This is a genomic window from Arenibacterium sp. CAU 1754 (genome assembly GCF_054482635.1).
In genome coordinates this window covers 402824-418580 of sequence record NZ_JBTLRG010000001.1, presented here as the reverse complement: position 1 = coordinate 418580, position 15757 = coordinate 402824, and the positions used below count along the sequence as shown (strand labels likewise).

General features: G+C 60.8%; 12 protein-coding genes. 8 read left to right on the top strand and 4 right to left on the bottom strand.

Annotated elements, in window-relative coordinates:
• Window positions 1–137: 137 nt before the first annotated feature.
• From ACXYMO_RS02075 to ACXYMO_RS02065, 3 genes are all read left to right on the top strand, one after another.
• A complete protein-coding gene (locus tag ACXYMO_RS02075; protein WP_458876985.1) occupies window positions 138–884 on the top strand; it encodes an RNA methyltransferase in 747 nt (248 codons plus the stop codon).
• Between the two features lie 64 nt (window positions 885–948).
• Entirely contained in the window at window positions 949–2103 is a 1155-nt protein-coding gene (gene ctaA, locus ACXYMO_RS02070) for a heme A synthase (protein WP_458876984.1), read from the top strand.
• A complete protein-coding gene (locus ACXYMO_RS02065; protein WP_458876983.1) occupies window positions 2100–3569 on the top strand; it encodes a carboxypeptidase M32 in 1470 nt (489 codons plus the stop codon). Before ctaA ends, ACXYMO_RS02065 begins: the two co-directional genes overlap by 4 nt.
• Window positions 3570–3909: 340 nt before the next feature.
• On the opposite strand, the gene ACXYMO_RS02060 is transcribed toward ACXYMO_RS02065, so the two are convergent.
• Window positions 3910–5934, bottom strand: coding sequence for an amidohydrolase (locus ACXYMO_RS02060; protein WP_458876982.1), 2025 nt, complete (start codon window positions 5932–5934; stop codon window positions 3910–3912).
• Window positions 5935–6180: 246 nt separating this feature from the next.
• A complete protein-coding gene (gene gyrA / locus ACXYMO_RS02055; RefSeq protein ID WP_458877873.1) occupies window positions 6181–8910 on the bottom strand; it encodes a DNA gyrase subunit A in 2730 nt (909 codons plus the stop codon).
• Window positions 8911–9131: 221 nt separating this feature from the next.
• Here gyrA and ACXYMO_RS02050 point away from each other — a divergent pair, with 221 nt between their 5' ends.
• Entirely contained in the window at window positions 9132–9401 is a 270-nt protein-coding gene (locus tag ACXYMO_RS02050; protein WP_458876981.1) for an usg protein, read from the top strand.
• 6 nt (window positions 9402–9407) lie between these two features.
• Here the strand turns inward: ACXYMO_RS02050 and ACXYMO_RS02045 are convergent, their stop codons facing one another.
• Window positions 9408–10361, bottom strand: coding sequence for a radical SAM protein (locus tag ACXYMO_RS02045; protein ID WP_458876980.1), 954 nt, complete (start codon window positions 10359–10361; stop codon window positions 9408–9410).
• Between the two features lie 194 nt (window positions 10362–10555).
• Between ACXYMO_RS02045 and zwf the strand changes: the two genes are divergently transcribed.
• The 4 genes from zwf (at window position 10556) to ACXYMO_RS02025 (ending at window position 15104) form a co-directional block, all read left to right on the top strand.
• Window positions 10556–12022 (top strand): glucose-6-phosphate dehydrogenase, encoded by a 1467-nt coding sequence (gene zwf, locus ACXYMO_RS02040; RefSeq protein ID WP_458876979.1) that lies wholly within the window; start codon window positions 10556–10558, stop codon window positions 12020–12022.
• Entirely contained in the window at window positions 12019–12690 is a 672-nt protein-coding gene (pgl, locus tag ACXYMO_RS02035) for a 6-phosphogluconolactonase (protein WP_458876978.1), read from the top strand. The genes zwf and pgl overlap by 4 nt, the downstream gene beginning before the upstream one ends.
• Before the next feature lie 3 nt (window positions 12691–12693).
• Window positions 12694–14307 (top strand): glucose-6-phosphate isomerase, encoded by a 1614-nt coding sequence (gene pgi / locus ACXYMO_RS02030; protein WP_458876977.1) that lies wholly within the window; start codon window positions 12694–12696, stop codon window positions 14305–14307.
• A 272-nt stretch (window positions 14308–14579) separates the two neighbouring features.
• Window positions 14580–15104, top strand: coding sequence for a PEP-CTERM sorting domain-containing protein (locus ACXYMO_RS02025; RefSeq protein ID WP_458876976.1), 525 nt, complete (start codon window positions 14580–14582; stop codon window positions 15102–15104).
• A 71-nt stretch (window positions 15105–15175) separates the two neighbouring features.
• Here the strand turns inward: ACXYMO_RS02025 and ACXYMO_RS02020 are convergent, their stop codons facing one another.
• Window positions 15176–15664, bottom strand: a complete 489-nt coding sequence (locus tag ACXYMO_RS02020) for an acyl-CoA thioesterase (protein ID WP_458876975.1) — start codon at window positions 15662–15664, stop codon at window positions 15176–15178.
• Window positions 15665–15757 lie beyond the last annotated feature (93 nt).

Here is a 15757-nt window from a genome sequence, read left to right as displayed (position 1 = left end):
TGGCTGTCCTTGCACTGACGTCCCGCTCATCTACCCAATTGCCTCGCCGTTGAAAACGCTTTTACCCGCATTTCTGTGCAGGCTTCTTGCCCTGTCCGGTCCGGTGGACTAGACGAAAGCGAATTTTCGGGGGCAGCATGCCAAGTGATCAACCTCAACCGGCCTTTGTGCTGGTCCGTCCCCAGATGGGGGAAAACATCGGCGCCGCTGCGCGCGCGATGTGGAATTTCGGGCTCGACCGGATGCGCATCGTCAATCCGCGCGACGGCTGGCCCAACGAAAAGGCCACCGTCATGGCCAGCGGCGCGGGCCGCCTGCTGGACGAAGCGATGCTGAGCGAGACCCTGGCCGACGCAGTCAGTGACTGCACCTATGTGCTGGCCACCACCGCACGGCCCCGGGGCCTGACAAAACCGGTGTTGAGCCCCGAAAAGGCGATGCAGATGGCGGCCGAGAAAATCACCGCCGGGGAAAAGGTGGCCGTACTGTTCGGCCCCGAACGCGCCGGTCTTGAGAACGAGGAAATCGCGCGCGCCAATGCGATCATCTCGGTGCCCGTGAACCCGGAGTTCGCCTCGCTCAACCTCGGCCAATGTGTTCTTCTGAACAGCTATGAATGGATGCGCGCAGCGGCCGACATCCAGCATGAGACGATCCCGCTTGGCAAAACCGACTGGGCCACGGGGGTCGAAATGGACGCGCTGGCCGATCACTATGAAACACGGCTGGATCAGGCGGGGTTCTTTTTTCCGCCCGACAAGGCCGACAGCATGAAAACCAACCTGCGCAACCTGTGGTCGCGCCTGCCACTGACGCAGGCCGACGTGCGCATGTTGCATGGTATTCTGCGGCAGATGGTCCGCTGGAAGGAACGCGACGACTGATCGCGCTGGACGCCGCGCGGGCACAGACCTAGGTTTGCATCGAACAACCGGACAAGAGGCAGGCATGAGCGGAAAACGCAGCATTTTCGAAGAGGTCAGCGACGACAGCCCACAGCAGGCAGCGGTGCAACCCGGCCTGATCGACAAGGGCAGGGGTGGCGCGCGGCGCGGCATCCGGCTGTGGCTGTTTCTTCTCTTTGCGCTTGTGGTCGCGATGATCTTTGTCGGCGGCCTGACCCGATTGACGGATTCGGGCCTGTCGATCACCGAATGGCGCCCCATCACCGGCGCACTCCCGCCGATGAACGAGGCCGACTGGCAGTCGGAATTCGACAAGTACAAACAGATCGACCAGTTCCAGATCGCCAACCGCTGGATGGAGCTGGACGATTTCAAATCCATCTACTGGTGGGAATGGGGTCACCGCCAACTGGGCCGGGTCATCGGCCTTGTCTGGGCGATCGGGTTCTTCGGCTTTCTGGCGGCGCGCCAAATCCCCACCGGCTGGACCGGGCGGCTGCTTCTTCTTGGGGTGCTCGGCGGCGTGCAGGGCGCGATTGGCTGGTGGATGGTCGCCTCGGGCGTGACACAGGGCGAGGGCATGACCAGCGTCGCCAGTTACCGGCTTGCCACCCATCTGGGACTGGCCTTTGTCATCCTCGGGTTCATCGCCTGGTACGTATTCCTGCTGGGGCGCGAGGAACGCGACCTGATGCAGGCCCGCCGCACGCGCGAGGACAAACTGTTCGGCATGGGCACCGGGCTGTTGCACTTTGCCTTTCTGCAGATCCTGATCGGCGCCTTGGTCGCGGGCATTGACGCCGGGCGCAGCTATACCGACTGGCCGCTGATGGGCGGGCAAATCCTGCCGCCCGATCCGTTCATGATCGAACCGGCCTGGCGCAACTTGTTTGAAAACCCCGGCCTGGTACAGTTCATCCACCGCGTCACCGGATACCTTTTGTTCGCGTTCGGGGTCGTCGTCTGGCTGCGCGGACGGCGCAGCGCGCACCCGAACACGGTCTTTGCCTTCAACGCCATGTTTGCCGCGCTGGCCTTGCAGGTGGTGCTGGGTATCTTCACCGTTCTTTATGGCGCGCCGGTGCACATCGCCATCGTGCACCAGTTGCTTGCCGTTGGTCTGTGGGTGCTGATCCTGCGGGCCCGTTTCATGGCCGCCTATCCGGCAGCCACATCTGTCAGGAGGGGCGCGGCATGACCGCATTTGACGAATTGATGGCCTATCAGCGGGAAACATCCGCACTGGGGCAGATTGCCGGACGCCTTGGCTGGGATCAGGAAACCATGATGCCCCGTGGCGCCGCACAACAGCGCGGCGCGGAAATGGCCGCGATGGAATCTGTCCTGCACGCCCGCCGGTCCGCCCCACAGGTGGGTGACTGGCTGGACCAGGCCGTTGCGCCCGATGCCGCAGGCACCGCCCAGCTGCGCGAGATTCGTCGCGCCTATGAGCGGGCCAACAAGGTGCCCGCCGACCTGGCCAAGCGCATTGCCCGGGTCACGTCCGAGGCGCAGGGAAAATGGGCCGCCGCCCGCGCGGATGAAGACATCACGGCCTTTGAACCGGTCCTGGCCGAGGTTGTCGCCCTGAAGCGCGAAGAGGGGGCCGCGCTGGCCGCCGGAGGCGATGTCTATGACGCCATGCTCGAGGATTACGAACCCGGCATCACCGGGGCCGAAATCGCCGCTCTGTTCGACGCCATGCGCCCGCGCCTGGTGGCGCTGCGCGCCGCCATCCTGGACAAACCCGCGCCCCAAGGCCTGACCGGCACCTATGACGAAATCAACCAGATGCGTCTGGCGCGCAAACTGGCCCAGACCTTTGGCTATGACCTGAACCGGGGCCGCGTGGACAAGGCCGTGCACCCGTTCAGTTCGGGCAGCGGATCGGACGTGCGCATCACCACGCGCACCAACCCCGAGGATCCGTTCAACTGTATCTATTCCACCATCCACGAGGTCGGCCACGCCGCCTATGAACAGGGGATCAGCCCCGACTATGCGCTGACCCCGTTGGGGCAGGGCGCCTCCATGGGCGTGCACGAAAGCCAAAGCCGCATCTACGAAAATCAGTTGGGCCGCAGCCGCGCCTTCACCGGATGGCTGTTCGAGGAAATGCGCTATCTCTACGGCGATTTCGGGATTGCCGATGCCGACACGTTCTATGGCGCGGTGAACCGTGTGAACCGCGGCTATATCCGGACCGAGGCGGACGAGGTGCAATACAACCTGCATATCATGCTGCGGTTCGATCTGGAACGCGCCATGATGGCCGATGACCTGCAGCCGGGTGACCTGAACGCGGCATGGAACGACCGGTTCAAAACCGATTTCGGGTACGATGTAGACAAGCCGTCGAACGGCTGCATGCAGGACGTGCATTGGTCGGTCGGTCTGTTTGGCTATTTCCCGACCTATTCGCTGGGCAATGTCTATGCCGGCTGTCTCTACGAGGCGCTGCGCCGCGCCGTGCCGGGGCTCGACAACCAACTGGCCGCCGGAGACACCTTTGGCGCAACCGGCTGGCTGCGCGCCAACCTGCAACAGCATGGCGGACTACGCGAACCGCGCGAAACCATCGAACAGGCCTGCGGCGAACCGGTCTCGGTCGATCCGCTGCTGGGGTATCTCGAAAGGAAGTTCAGCGCGCTTTACGGACTGTGAGGGGGCAGGCAGGATCGGACACTCCGTAATGGCCGTTTTGAGCCCAAAGTGTCTGATGTTGCAATCGCTACCAATGACAGCATTGGTCCGCATAGCAGGCGAAATCAGTCTTTGAAGAACCGGCTTTGCTTGATGTGCTCCCACGCCGAGACAACCTCTTGCATCTGTTCATCATGAGCGCGCTTTCCGGGCGTTCTCCGCCTGCCCGAAATGAAACAACGAATATCCTGAAAGCAGGGTTTCAGCCCAGAAATTCGGACTGTACGAATTTCATGACCGCTCCGAGCCTTGCGTGAAATGGCGGCATGTTGCAACAAATTTGCGACATGCCCCTCACGCTTCAGGCCTTGTATACTTGCCGACCGTCCATCCAAGTCTCGAGCACTTTTATTTCCTTCAGCGCGTCCGGATCGACAGAACGCGGGTCCTGATCGAGGATTACCATATCTGCAAACTTGCCCGGTTCCAGGGTGCCGACCTCGTGATCAGAGAACAGCTGCCATGCGGCCTCAGATGTCACCGCGCGGATCGCCGTCTCTACCGATATCCGTTCTTGCGGGGCCAGCACGTAATCAGGCTCCTTCCAAGTCTTTCGAGTTACCGCCATTTCGATCATGTGCAGTGGCACCGGATCAGTCACCATAAAGTCCGAGTGCAGTGTAAAGCCCACGCCCGCGTCCTCGACGCTCTTGCAGCGGTCGAGAAGCTGGGCTTTTTCCTCGCCGAAAACCTCATCGCGCATGGCCACGCCCCAGTAATGCACATGGCCGATGAGGAAGCTGGCCGAGACGCCCAACTCCTTCATGCGCGCAATCTGGTCATCATGCAGGATCGAGCAATGCTCGATCCGCGCGCGGACCTGAGACATGTCGATGCCTGCGTCGCGCACCGCCTCGCAGGCGTCGAGCACGTTGTCGATGGCCGCATCCCCATTGCCGTGTATTGCGAGTTGCCAGCCTTTGCTCGCCCGATCGACGGCAATATCAATGAGCTCCTCACGCGGTGTGTAAGCAAGGCCGTAATTGTCGGAGTCGATGTAGGGCTCACGTTGCAGGCCGGTGAAGCCTTGGTTCGAGCCGTCCGCAACCAGCTTATATCCTGCAATGCGGCCGATTGCGTTGCCTGTGCCGGGGCCGACGCTTGCCGCATCCCACGCTTCCGCACCTATGGTGTAGAAAGGATAGGCGCGGATGCGCGCCGGAAGACGCCCGGATGCCGCCGCGCCCAGCATCACCTCCGTATCTGCAGGTGATTGCGACAGGCCGCCCAAGCTCAACTCGCTGACCGTTGTCAGGCCATGCTGGCTCCACTTCGACAACAGGCCCACCACGGCATCCACCGGTTCCGTCGTACCAAGCGCGGGATAGGCCCCGAGAACCTGCAGGAAGGCCACGTTGTTCTTCATAACGCCAGTCAGGTTATTTTCGTCATCCCGTACAAATTCAGCGCCCGGAGGGTTCTCCACATCGTCGGGCACGCCTGCGACCTCAAAGGCCTTGGAGTTGGCATAAGCCAGATGCCCGGACGCATTGAAGACGAAGATCGGATGATCGGTTGAGATCGGGTCGAGGTCCGCAAAGGTCAGTTCGTCCAGGCCTTCTTGCACTGCCGGGTCGAAGTTCCGAAACACGAGCCATTCGCCAGCGGGCGTTTCGGCCGCGCGCCCGGCGATATGCTCCAGCACTTCTGCCACAGTGGAATATTTTGCCATGCCGACGTAGTCCATGACTGCATCGACAACAGAACCGGCAATCACGTGGGTATGCGCGTCGATGAAACCCGGCAGCACGGTCTTTCCAGCAAGATCCACCACGAACGCGTCTTTGCCTGCGGTGGCACGGACCTCACCATCTGTGCCGACAGAAAGAATTCGGTTGCCACGAATGGCGATCGCTTCGGCTTCGGAAAAGTCATTGTCGACGGTCAGGACAGTGCCCCCGGTGAAGACTATCGTTGTGTCGGACTGAGCCTTCGCGTTTGTTGGCAGCATGGCTGCGAGGCCCGCTGTTGCCGCCCCGCCTTTCAGGAAGTCGCGGCGTCCGAGGCTGCCCAGGTTGAGACCCCAATTGCAGGACCAACCATTGCCCTCGGCGCTCTTTTCCTTGAGTTCGCTGACCTTAGCATTCGAACGGAACAACTGTCCGAAGTCTGCGCTGCAACAAGCACAACCATACACGTGTTTTTTCATTTCGACGGCTCCCTTAGATTCGACTTTGAACTCAAGCAAAACTTCGCAACTTATTTTATTGTCATCGCCCATCCTGCTGTATGTATACGGTGAGGTCGATACACTTTTTTTTAGCGATAATGGGGACATGTCTGTTTCGACCGCCTTGCGGTCATCAAAAAATGCTGTGCGATGCATCTGTGGCAGCGATGCAAAATCTGTGTATGCAGCTCAAAGAAAGCGGTCATTGACCTCGCACAGGCCAAGGTCGGCTTTGTCCGCATAGCGGACATCCAAGATCACAACGCCCACGCGGAATTTTGCGAGAACGATGTTCGTAAGAAACCCACTCGCACCGGGCCGCGCAACCAATCGGTCTGCTACATACGGTAAAGGCCGCGCCAGAACCGGCGCGGCCTTTACCGTTTGACCTTACAGGGCGATTCAGGCCTCTTCGCCGCCGCCTGCCTCTTCGTCACCTTCGGCATCGCTCTGATCCGCGATCCAGGCTACGCTGACGACCTCTTCGCCCTTTGACGTGTCGAACACCTTGACCCCACCGGCGCTGCGCGAGCGGAACGAGATACCCTCGACCGGGACCCGGATCGACTGCCCCTTGGACGTGGCAAGCATGATCTGGTCATCCATCTCGACCGGGAAGGACGCGACAATATCACCACCGCGCATCGCCTTGTCCATCGCCGCAACCCCCATGCCGCCGCGTCCGCGGACCGGGTAATCGTGGCTGGAGCTCAGCTTGCCCGACCCACCGGCCGTGATGGTCAGGATCAGGTTTTCAGCGGCGGACATTTCCGCATAGCGTTCCTGGCTGATCGTGGCCATTGCGCTTGCACCATAGTCTTCGGCGACATCCACCTCGGCATCGTCGGCCAGCCCGGCAACCGCACGGCGCATCTTGAGATAGGCCGAGCGTTCGTCCGCCGTGGCCTCAAAATGGCTGATCACGGACATCGACACGACGCGATCCTTGCCGCTGAGGCGGATGCCCCGGACGCCGGTGCTGTCGCGGCCCTTGAACACGCGCACATCCGTCGTCGGGAACCGGATCGCCCGACCCGAATTGGTGAACAGCATCATGTCGTCGTCTTCAGATGCGATCCGCGCATTCACCAGCTCCACCCCCTCGGGCAGTTTCATGGCGATCTTGCCGTTGCGCTTGACGTTGGTGAAGTCGCTCAGCGCATTGCGGCGCACGTCGCCCGCGCTGGTGGCAAACACGATCTGCAGGTTTTCCCATTCTTCCTCGGGCACGTCGACCGGCATGATCGCGGCCACCGAGACCCCCGGCGGGATCGGCAGGATGTTGACCACGGCCTTGCCCTTGGACGTGCGTCCGCCTTGGGGCAGGCGCCACGTCTTGAGCTTGTAGACCATGCCCTCGGTCGTGAAGAACAGCAGCTGGGTATGCGTATTGGCCACAAAGAGCGTGGTCACCACGTCCTCTTCCTTGGTCTGCATCCCGGCGAGACCCTTGCCGCCGCGTCGCTGTGCCCGGAAATCGGCCAGCGGCGTGCGTTTGATATACCCGCCCGAGGTGACCGTCACGACCATGTCGGCGCGTTCGATCAGATCCTCGTCTTCCATATCGCCCGACCAGTCGACAATCTCGGTCCGGCGCGGCACGGCGAACAGTTCCCGCACCTCGCGCAGCTCATCGGCAATGATGCCCATGATGCGTTCGCGCGATCCCAGAATTTCCAGGTATTCCTTGATCTTACCAGCCAGTTCTTCCAGCTCGTCGGTGACTTCTTTCACCCCGATCTGGGTCAGACGCTGCAGGCGCAGTTCCAGAATGGCGCGGGCCTGCGTTTCGGACAGGTTATAGGTGCCATCCTCGTTCATCCGGTGGGTCGGATCGTCGATCAACTGGATATAGCCGGCGATATCCTTCGCCGGCCAGCGGCGCGTCATCAGCTTTTCACGCGCTTCGGCTGCATCGGCGCTGGAACGGATGGTGGCGACCACCTCGTCCACGTTGCTGACGGCGACGGCCAGACCGCACAGGATATGGCTGCGTTCGCGGGCCTTGCGCAGGTTGTACGCGGTGCGCCGCGCCACGACATCCTCGCGGAAGTCGATGAAACAGGTCAGAAACCGCCGCAGGGTCAGCTGTTCGGGGCGGCCGCCGTTCAGGGCCAGCATGTTACAGCCGAAATGCGTCTGCATCGGCGAGAAGCGGTAAAGCTGGTTCAGAACAACCTCGGCCGTAGCGTCGCGTTTCAACTCGACCACGACACGCACACCGTTGCGGTCGGATTCGTCCTGAACGTGGCTGACACCTTCGATGCGTTTTTCGCGCACGGCCTCGGCGATCTTTTCGATCATCGACGCCTTGTTGACCTGATAGGGAATCTCATCCACAACAATGGCATAACGGTCTTTCCTGATCTCCTCGACGCGGGTTTTTGCGCGGATGATCACGCTGCCGCGCCCTTCGAGATAGGCCTTGCGCGCCCCGGTGCGGCCCAGCATCAGGGCCCCGGTCGGAAAATCGGGTCCCGGCACGTATTCGATCAGCTGTTCGCTGGTCAGATCCGGGTCTTCGATCAGGGCCAGACAGGCATCGACCACTTCGCCCAGGTTATGGGGCGGAATGTTGGTCGCCATGCCGACGGCGATGCCGCCCGCGCCATTGACCAGCATGTTGGGAAAACGGGCTGGCAGAACCGTTGGTTCACGGTCCTTGCCATCATAGTTATCCTGAAAATCGACGGTTTCCTTGTCGATATCGGCCAGCAGATAGGCGGCTGGCTTGTCCATCCGCACCTCGGTATAGCGCATGGCCGCCGGGTTATCCCCGTCCATCGAGCCAAAGTTGCCCTGACCGTCAAGCAGCGGCAACGACATCGAGAAATCCTGTGCCATCCGCACGAGGGCATCATAGATCGCGCTGTCGCCATGCGGGTGGTATTTACCCATGACATCACCAACAGGGCGGGCCGACTTGCGATAGGATTTGTCGTGCGTATTCCCGGTTTCGTGCATCGCATACAGGATGCGCCGGTGCACCGGTTTCAGACCGTCACGCAAGTCCGGGATGGCCCGGCTGACGATGACCGACATGGCATAGTCCAGATAGGACGTGCGCATTTCGGATTCGATGGACACCGAAGGACCGCTGTACGCGGGCTTTTCGGGGGGAGTTTCGTCCATGTTTTCAGGGGGTTCTGGCGTATCGCTCACTTGGGCTGCCCGTTTTTTGTGCGAGAACTATATGTTGTGGCCCCACTTTATCAGACCCGGCACATAAGGTGCAATGCCCAGACTGGAATGAGATAAGCAGCCACGGCGCATAAGTGCTAACACACTGTTTTTGTTGTAATTTAAGAATCTCACTTCAAGATGGACCCATACAGGCAAAACGTGAGGTGAGTATGGATACGCGTGAAACCGAATTGATGCTGAAAGGATATGGGCTGACGACGGCGGAATTCTTCTATCGGATGCCCGATTACCAGAACGTTCTGAACAGCTTTGTCTGGCAGGAGTATGATCTGGCGCCCGATCATCCGAAACTGTTCGAATTCGTGGAGTTCTGGGGGCGCGAGATCGAAGGACCGCTGCATTCGGTCCGCTTTACCCATCGCAAGATGATCGCCCCCGGGGAATGGCAGAACATGGTCGGTGAATTTACCCTGCACTAGGCCCGATCACGCCGAACAACTGGCCCCGCCCAGAACGCAGAACTTGGCGCAATGCGGGTGGTTCAGCTGCACGTCGCGCTCGGCCTCGGCCAGGGTTTTACCCAGTTCGAATTCGGGCGCATAGGGCAACAGGGTACAGGCCAGTACGGCAGGGCGGTCCGCGCCCTTGCGTTTGACCACCATCCGCGAGGACGAACACATCACCGCATCGGGCGATTTGTTCAGGATGCCCCAGCAGGCGGTGGTGATTTCCGGTACCTCGACACTTTCGTCCATTTCCGGAAACAGGACCGTCGCGCCGGGGTTCATCGCATCGATGTCGAACCCGTGACGCGCAAATAGCGCGGCAAACCCCGTGCGGCTCTCGGCCTCGCTCTCGGCCCAGACGGTGCGCCCGGCGACGGCCATGCGGATCCCCGCATCGCGCAGCCATTCCATACCATCGATGGTGCGTGCAAAGCTTCCCGCACCACGCTCTTCATCATGGCGGGCAGGGTCGAAATGATCGACCGAAATTCGCAGCGTGAGCCTGTCACCAAACGCCTGTTGCAGGTCGATCAGACCCGCCTTCATCTTTTTGCGCATCATCGGCTGCATGGCATTGGTCAGGATCAGAACCTCGAACCCGCGCTCCAGCGCCAAGCGCGCCATGTCGATCATGTCGGGGTTCATGAAGGGTTCACCGCCGGTAAACCCGATTTCCCGGATCGGCCAGTTCCGTGCCGTAATCTGGTCGAGATATTCGCGCACCTCATCCGTCGTGATATAGACCAGGGCATCGTTGGTCGGGCTGCTTTCGATATAGCAATTGGCACAGGTGATGTTGCAAAGCGTGCCTGTATTGAACCACAGGGTCTCGGGATGGCTGAGCGCCACTGACGCCCGCGTTTGCCCATCCGCCGTAACAAACCGATCCTTGAATTTGCCCGAATTTGCGGTTTGCGCGGCGATATCTTTCATTTCCAGTACCCAAATGGTGGCGTGATGCCCTGATCTAGCCTAAGGATTTGTTAAAGTAAAAGGCCGACCCGACGAGTTTGACACAGAAGTGATACGCGCGCGCTCTGAAATAATGTTTGCGCTAACATTTACAGGACTGTTAAAAGCCGGTCAAATTTATCGGGCAGCATGGCAGCCCAAAGGACAGGGATATCATGGTATCACGCGTCATTCCGGTTGACCCTTTCGATCTGGTCATTTTCGGCGGCACTGGCGATCTGGCCCGCCGGAAAATTCTGCCGGCCCTGTTCCGACGCTATTGCGCGGGGCAAATCCCGGGCGAGGCCAAGATCATTGGCGCGGCACGCTCGCACCACGACACCGAGGAATACCGACAGTTCGCGGCCGACGCCATTCGCGAATTTTCCGGCGGGCGGTCCTGCGAGGATGGGACGCTGGACGATTTCCTAAAACGTCTGGAATATGTCACCACCGACGCGCGCGGCGAAGACGGATGGCGGGAACTGGCCGCGATGATGACGCAGGACCGCGTGCGCGCCTTCTATTTCTCGGTGGGGCCGGGATTGTTCGGGGATCTGGCCGAGCGGATCCACACCTATGGCATGGCCAGCGACAAGGCCCGGATCGTGGTGGAAAAGCCGTTTGGCCACGATCTGGAGAGCGCGCGGGCGCTGAACAGGACGCTGGCGGCCCATTTCGACGAAGGTCAGATTTACCGGATCGACCACTATCTGGGCAAGGAAACGGTTCAGAACCTCATGGCCGTCCGGTTCGGCAATATGCTGTTCGAACCGCTCTGGAACAGCCAGTATGTCGATCATATCCAGATCACCGTGGCCGAAACCGTCGGCGTCGGCGGGCGCGGGGAGTATTACGATCGTGCGGGGGCAATGCGCGACATGATGCAGAACCACCTGATGCAGCTGCTGTGCCTGATCGCGATGGAGCCGCCCGCGAAATTCGACCCCGACGCTGTGCGCGACGAAAAGCTGAAAGTGATCCGCGCGCTGGATGACGTACGGCCCCACCATATCGTGCGCGGCCAATACGATGCGCTGCATGGGGACGAGGACGCGCATCCCAGCTATCGCGAGGCGGTGGAACACCCGCGCAGCACCACCGAAAGCTACATCGCGCTCAAGACCCATATCAGCAACTGGCGATGGGCCGGCACGCCGTTCTATCTGCGCACCGGCAAACGGCTCAAGGCGCGCTCCTCCGTGATCAACGTGATGTTCAAGGACACGCCCCATTCGATTTTCGGGGCCGATGCGGGGCGGCACGCCAATGTGCTGTCGATCCGCCTGCAGCCGAACGAAGGCATCACCCTGCAGGTGACGATCAAGGAACCCGGACCGGGGGGCATGCGGCTGATCGACGTGCCGCTGGACATGACATTCGCCGAGGCCCTGGGCCCCGAAGGCGGCGCCCCGCCCGATGCCTATGAACGGCTGATCATGGACGTGATCCGTGGCAACCAGACCCTGTTCATGCGCGGCGACGAGGTCGAAGCCGCCTGGGCCTGGACCGATCCGATCATCGCCGGGTGGACAGCACGCGGAGAAGTGCCAAAACCCTATGAAAGCGGCAGCGCGGGACCGGGCGACGCGGACCTGTTGATGCGGCGCGACAACCGTGAATGGCGGGGGATAAACCCATGAGAATTCAGGAATATGCTGACCGTGACATGCTGGCCATCGACATGGCCAATATCATCGCGGGCGAGTTGAAGGGCGCGTTGATGACGCATGACCATGTCTCGCTTGCGGTGCCTGGCGGATCGACGCCCGGGCCGATCTTTGACGCGCTCTGCGCCGCCGAACTGGATTGGGATCGGGTGCGGATCGTCCCGACCGACGAACGCTGGGTTCCCGAGACGAACGAGCGGTCGAACGCCCGTCAGATTCGTCAACGACTGATGGTGCACCGGGCGGCGGCGGCAACACTTGTGCCGCTCTATTCTGATGGCGGCCCCCCTGAGGAGATGGTGCCGCAGCTAGCCGAATCGCTCGCCGAGGACCTGCCGATCTCGGTGCTGGTTCTGGGCATGGGGGCGGATATGCACACGGCCTCGCTGTTTCCCGGTGCGCCGGGTCTGGCCGACGCGCTGGCGCCGAATGCGCCGGTGTTGTCGCTGTTGCACCCCGAAACACAGCCCGAACCCCGCGTGAGCCTGAGTGCCTGGGTTCTGAACGGCGCCTTGTCCAAGCATCTGGTGATCTATGGCGCCGAAAAACGCGCCGCTTTTGAACGGGCCATGACACTGCCACCGGAAGAGGCTCCCATTCAAGCTGTTTCCAGTGTAATAACAGTGCATTGGGCGGAGTAATTCATGTCACGATGGGCGGCCTTCAAAAACCTTCTCGACGCGGCGGACGACAGGCATATCCTGGACCTGTTCGCGGCTGATCCCGACCGGGCGAACAGGTTCATGGTCCAGACCGGGGACATGCGTCTGGATTATTCCAAGACCAATATCGACGACGCCACCCGCGCGGTCCTGATCGAGTTGTGCAACACCCATGCGGTCGCCGCGCGGCGCGAGGCGATGTTCACCGGGGCACCCATAAACGAGACCGAAGGGCGCGCCGTCCTGCATACCGCGCTGCGCAATCTCGACGGGGGACCGGTTCTGGTGGACGGGCAGGATGTGATGCCCGGCGTTCTGGACACGCTGGCGCGAATGCGCGCCTTTTGCGATGGCGTGCGCGACGGCAACAAGGTCGGGGCCGGGGGCGCCTTTACCGATGTGGTGAATATAGGCATCGGCGGGTCCGATCTGGGCCCGGTCATGGCCGTGCGGGCGCTCGCGCCCTATCACGACGGGCCCCGCTGCCATTACGTATCCAACGTGGACGGGGCCGATATCGCCGACACCCTGCGCGGGCTGGACCCGAAAACCACGCTGATCATCGTCGCCTCGAAAACCTTTACCACCATCGAAACCATGACCAACGCCCGCACCGCGCGCGCCTGGATGACCGAAGGCGGCGGCGATCCGCGACGCCAGTTCGCTGCCCTGTCCACGGCCGAGGACAAGACCGGCAATTTCGGCATTGATCCGACGCATGTGTTCGGGTTCGAGGATTGGGTCGGCGGGCGCTATTCCGTCTGGGGGCCCATCGGGCTGAGCCTGATGCTGGCGATCGGACCGCGCGCCTTTGACGCCTTCCTGCGCGGCGGGCAGGCGATGGACACCCATTTCCGCGCCGCGGACTGGCATGAGAACATACCCGTGATGCTGGCGCTTGTGGGGCTGTGGCATCATCAGGTCTGTGGCTATCCGACACGGGCCGTTTTGCCGTATGACAACCGCCTGGCGCGGCTGCCGGCCTATTTCCAGCAGCTCGAAATGGAATCCAACGGCAAGAGCGTCGCCATGGACGGCAGCACCTTGGATGGTCCGTCAGGTCCCGTGGTGTGGGGGGAACCCGGCACGAACGGGCAACATGCCTTTTACCAACTGATCCATCAGGGCACACCGGTTGTGCCTTGTGAATTCATGATCGCGGCGCAGGGCCACGAACCCGATCTGGCCCATCACCACCGGTTGCTTGTGGCCAACTGCCTTGCACAGTCCGAGGCGCTGATGCGCGGCCGCCCCCTGGAAGAGGCGCGCGCGCGCATGGCCGAAAAGGGGCTGACCGGGGATGAGCTGGAGCGTCAGGCCCGCCACCGCGTCTTTACCGGAAACCGCCCGTCCGTCACGCTGGCGTATCCCTTGCTGACGCCGTTCGTTCTGGGCCAGATCATCGCCCTTTATGAACACCGCGTCTTTGTCGAAGGGGTCATTCTGGGCATCAATTCGTTTGACCAGTGGGGCGTTGAACTTGGCAAGGAACTGGCCACGTCCTTGGGTCCGATTGTCGATGGCGAACAAGGCACCAAAGGAAAAGACGGGTCAACCGCGGCGCTGGTTTCATTTTTGCGCGATCACGCTGAGTAACGCAGGGTCAATCGATCCTTGGTATCCAGCAGACGCCGAACCGCTAAGTATGCAAAAAACCGCCCAAAAATTGATCAACTAATTGTGCTTGATGTGCAAACAGTCTGACGCAAATCCGCCAATCGTTCACGTAATTAATGAATTTACAAAAAGATCAAGCTCCAGGAAAAACAAGCGTTGCTCTGAGCGGAAATATGCCGGACAGAGTAAGGTGTGTGACGGTTAATTTCTGTTTATCACATCGACAGCAACAAATTTGGAAGGGGAAGAGAATGTCCCGAATTTTCTCACTGCTGGTAGCCTTGGTTCTTGGCTTACAGTTCTACGCAACAGACGCCGAAGCGGCACTTGTCGACGCACCTGTGGCGGCCAGCGACTATATCACCTTTGGCGGCGCTGATTGGGCTTATGCAAGCCCCTGTGCTCCGTTCGCACCCAGCTGTGGTGTGATCGACCTGTCTTACCAGGGTGGTCTGGGTTGGGCATTGCCGTCCATTGCCCAAATGGATGCCGCGATCGCCGCCGCCGGCGGTGCAGCTGCATGGACAGCAATGTTCCAGAACATCGGCGCTTGTGCGGCTGAATACTTCAGCTCCTCGTACTCGCACTGCGACTACTCCCAGGCGACCAATGGCGACATCTACAACTACAGCGCAAACGTGATCGACGCGAACGCATATTACGATGAAGTGTTCGTCGTCCGCGTTGCCGCCGTTCCGGTTCCGGCTTCGCTGCCCCTGATTGTTGGCGGTCTGGGCCTGATGGGCTTTGTTGCCCGTCGTCGCAAGCGCACCTGAGACCGGTTCGATCCGGCCCGGACACGTCCGGCACCAAGACAGGAAAAAGCGGTTCTTTCCGGGCCGCTTTTTTATTGCGCGCCCGAGTGATCCTCGGCCCCGTCGCGGGACATGAGACACTGACGCACGTCATCGGGCAGCGCGGCGCGCCCCGACCGGTCGCGTTCCAGCATCACCATGACGACATTGGCCGTGGCGCGCAGCTGCCCGCCCGACCAAAGCTGTTGTTCCATGGTGAATGAGGAATTGCGGAACGCGCTGATGCGGGCCGTGGCGATATAGGATTCATCGCGCAGCATTTCGCGGATGAACCGGACATTCAGACTATGAACCACCGTGCGCGGGCGCTGTGTGCCCGGGTAATGCGGATCCAGGAACAGGTCAAAATAGGACACCCGCAGGCTTTCGAACCAGGCGACATAGGCCTTGTTGTTGACGTGGTTGTTCACATCCAGTTCGGCATACCGCACCTTGTCGGCCATCGCGAGAGGCTGGGGCGTATCAAGCCCCTGGGCTGTCTGTTCTTCGGCACTCAGCGGGGTGTGATAACGCAATTCCATCCCCACCAGCTAGCCGCGTGGAAAAACTGTCGCAAGGGCATTCTTGCGCCTCGTTCCAAACATTGGCAATTTGCCCGCCGGGAGGAGACAGAC

Bases quoted from the DNA above. Each gene is read 5' to 3' on its own strand.
- ACXYMO_RS02075 (WP_458876985.1), top strand. From the start codon at position 138: ATGCCAAGTGATCAACCTCAACCGGCCTTTGTGCTGGTCCGTCCCCAG.
- ctaA (WP_458876984.1), top strand. From the start codon at position 949: ATGAGCGGAAAACGCAGCATTTTCGAAGAGGTCAGCGACGACAGCCCA.
- ACXYMO_RS02065 (WP_458876983.1), top strand. From the start codon at position 2,100: ATGACCGCATTTGACGAATTGATGGCCTATCAGCGGGAAACATCCGCA.
- ACXYMO_RS02060 (WP_458876982.1), bottom strand. From the start codon at position 5,934: ATGCATCGCACAGCATTTTTTGATGACCGCAAGGCGGTCGAAACAGAC.
- gyrA (WP_458877873.1), bottom strand. From the start codon at position 8,910: ATGGACGAAACTCCCCCCGAAAAGCCCGCGTACAGCGGTCCTTCGGTG.
- ACXYMO_RS02050 (WP_458876981.1), top strand. From the start codon at position 9,132: ATGGATACGCGTGAAACCGAATTGATGCTGAAAGGATATGGGCTGACG.
- ACXYMO_RS02045 (WP_458876980.1), bottom strand. From the start codon at position 10,361: ATGAAAGATATCGCCGCGCAAACCGCAAATTCGGGCAAATTCAAGGAT.
- zwf (WP_458876979.1), top strand. From the start codon at position 10,556: ATGGTATCACGCGTCATTCCGGTTGACCCTTTCGATCTGGTCATTTTC.
- pgl (WP_458876978.1), top strand. From the start codon at position 12,019: ATGAGAATTCAGGAATATGCTGACCGTGACATGCTGGCCATCGACATG.
- pgi (WP_458876977.1), top strand. From the start codon at position 12,694: ATGTCACGATGGGCGGCCTTCAAAAACCTTCTCGACGCGGCGGACGAC.
- ACXYMO_RS02025 (WP_458876976.1), top strand. From the start codon at position 14,580: ATGTCCCGAATTTTCTCACTGCTGGTAGCCTTGGTTCTTGGCTTACAG.
- ACXYMO_RS02020 (WP_458876975.1), bottom strand. From the start codon at position 15,664: ATGGAATTGCGTTATCACACCCCGCTGAGTGCCGAAGAACAGACAGCC.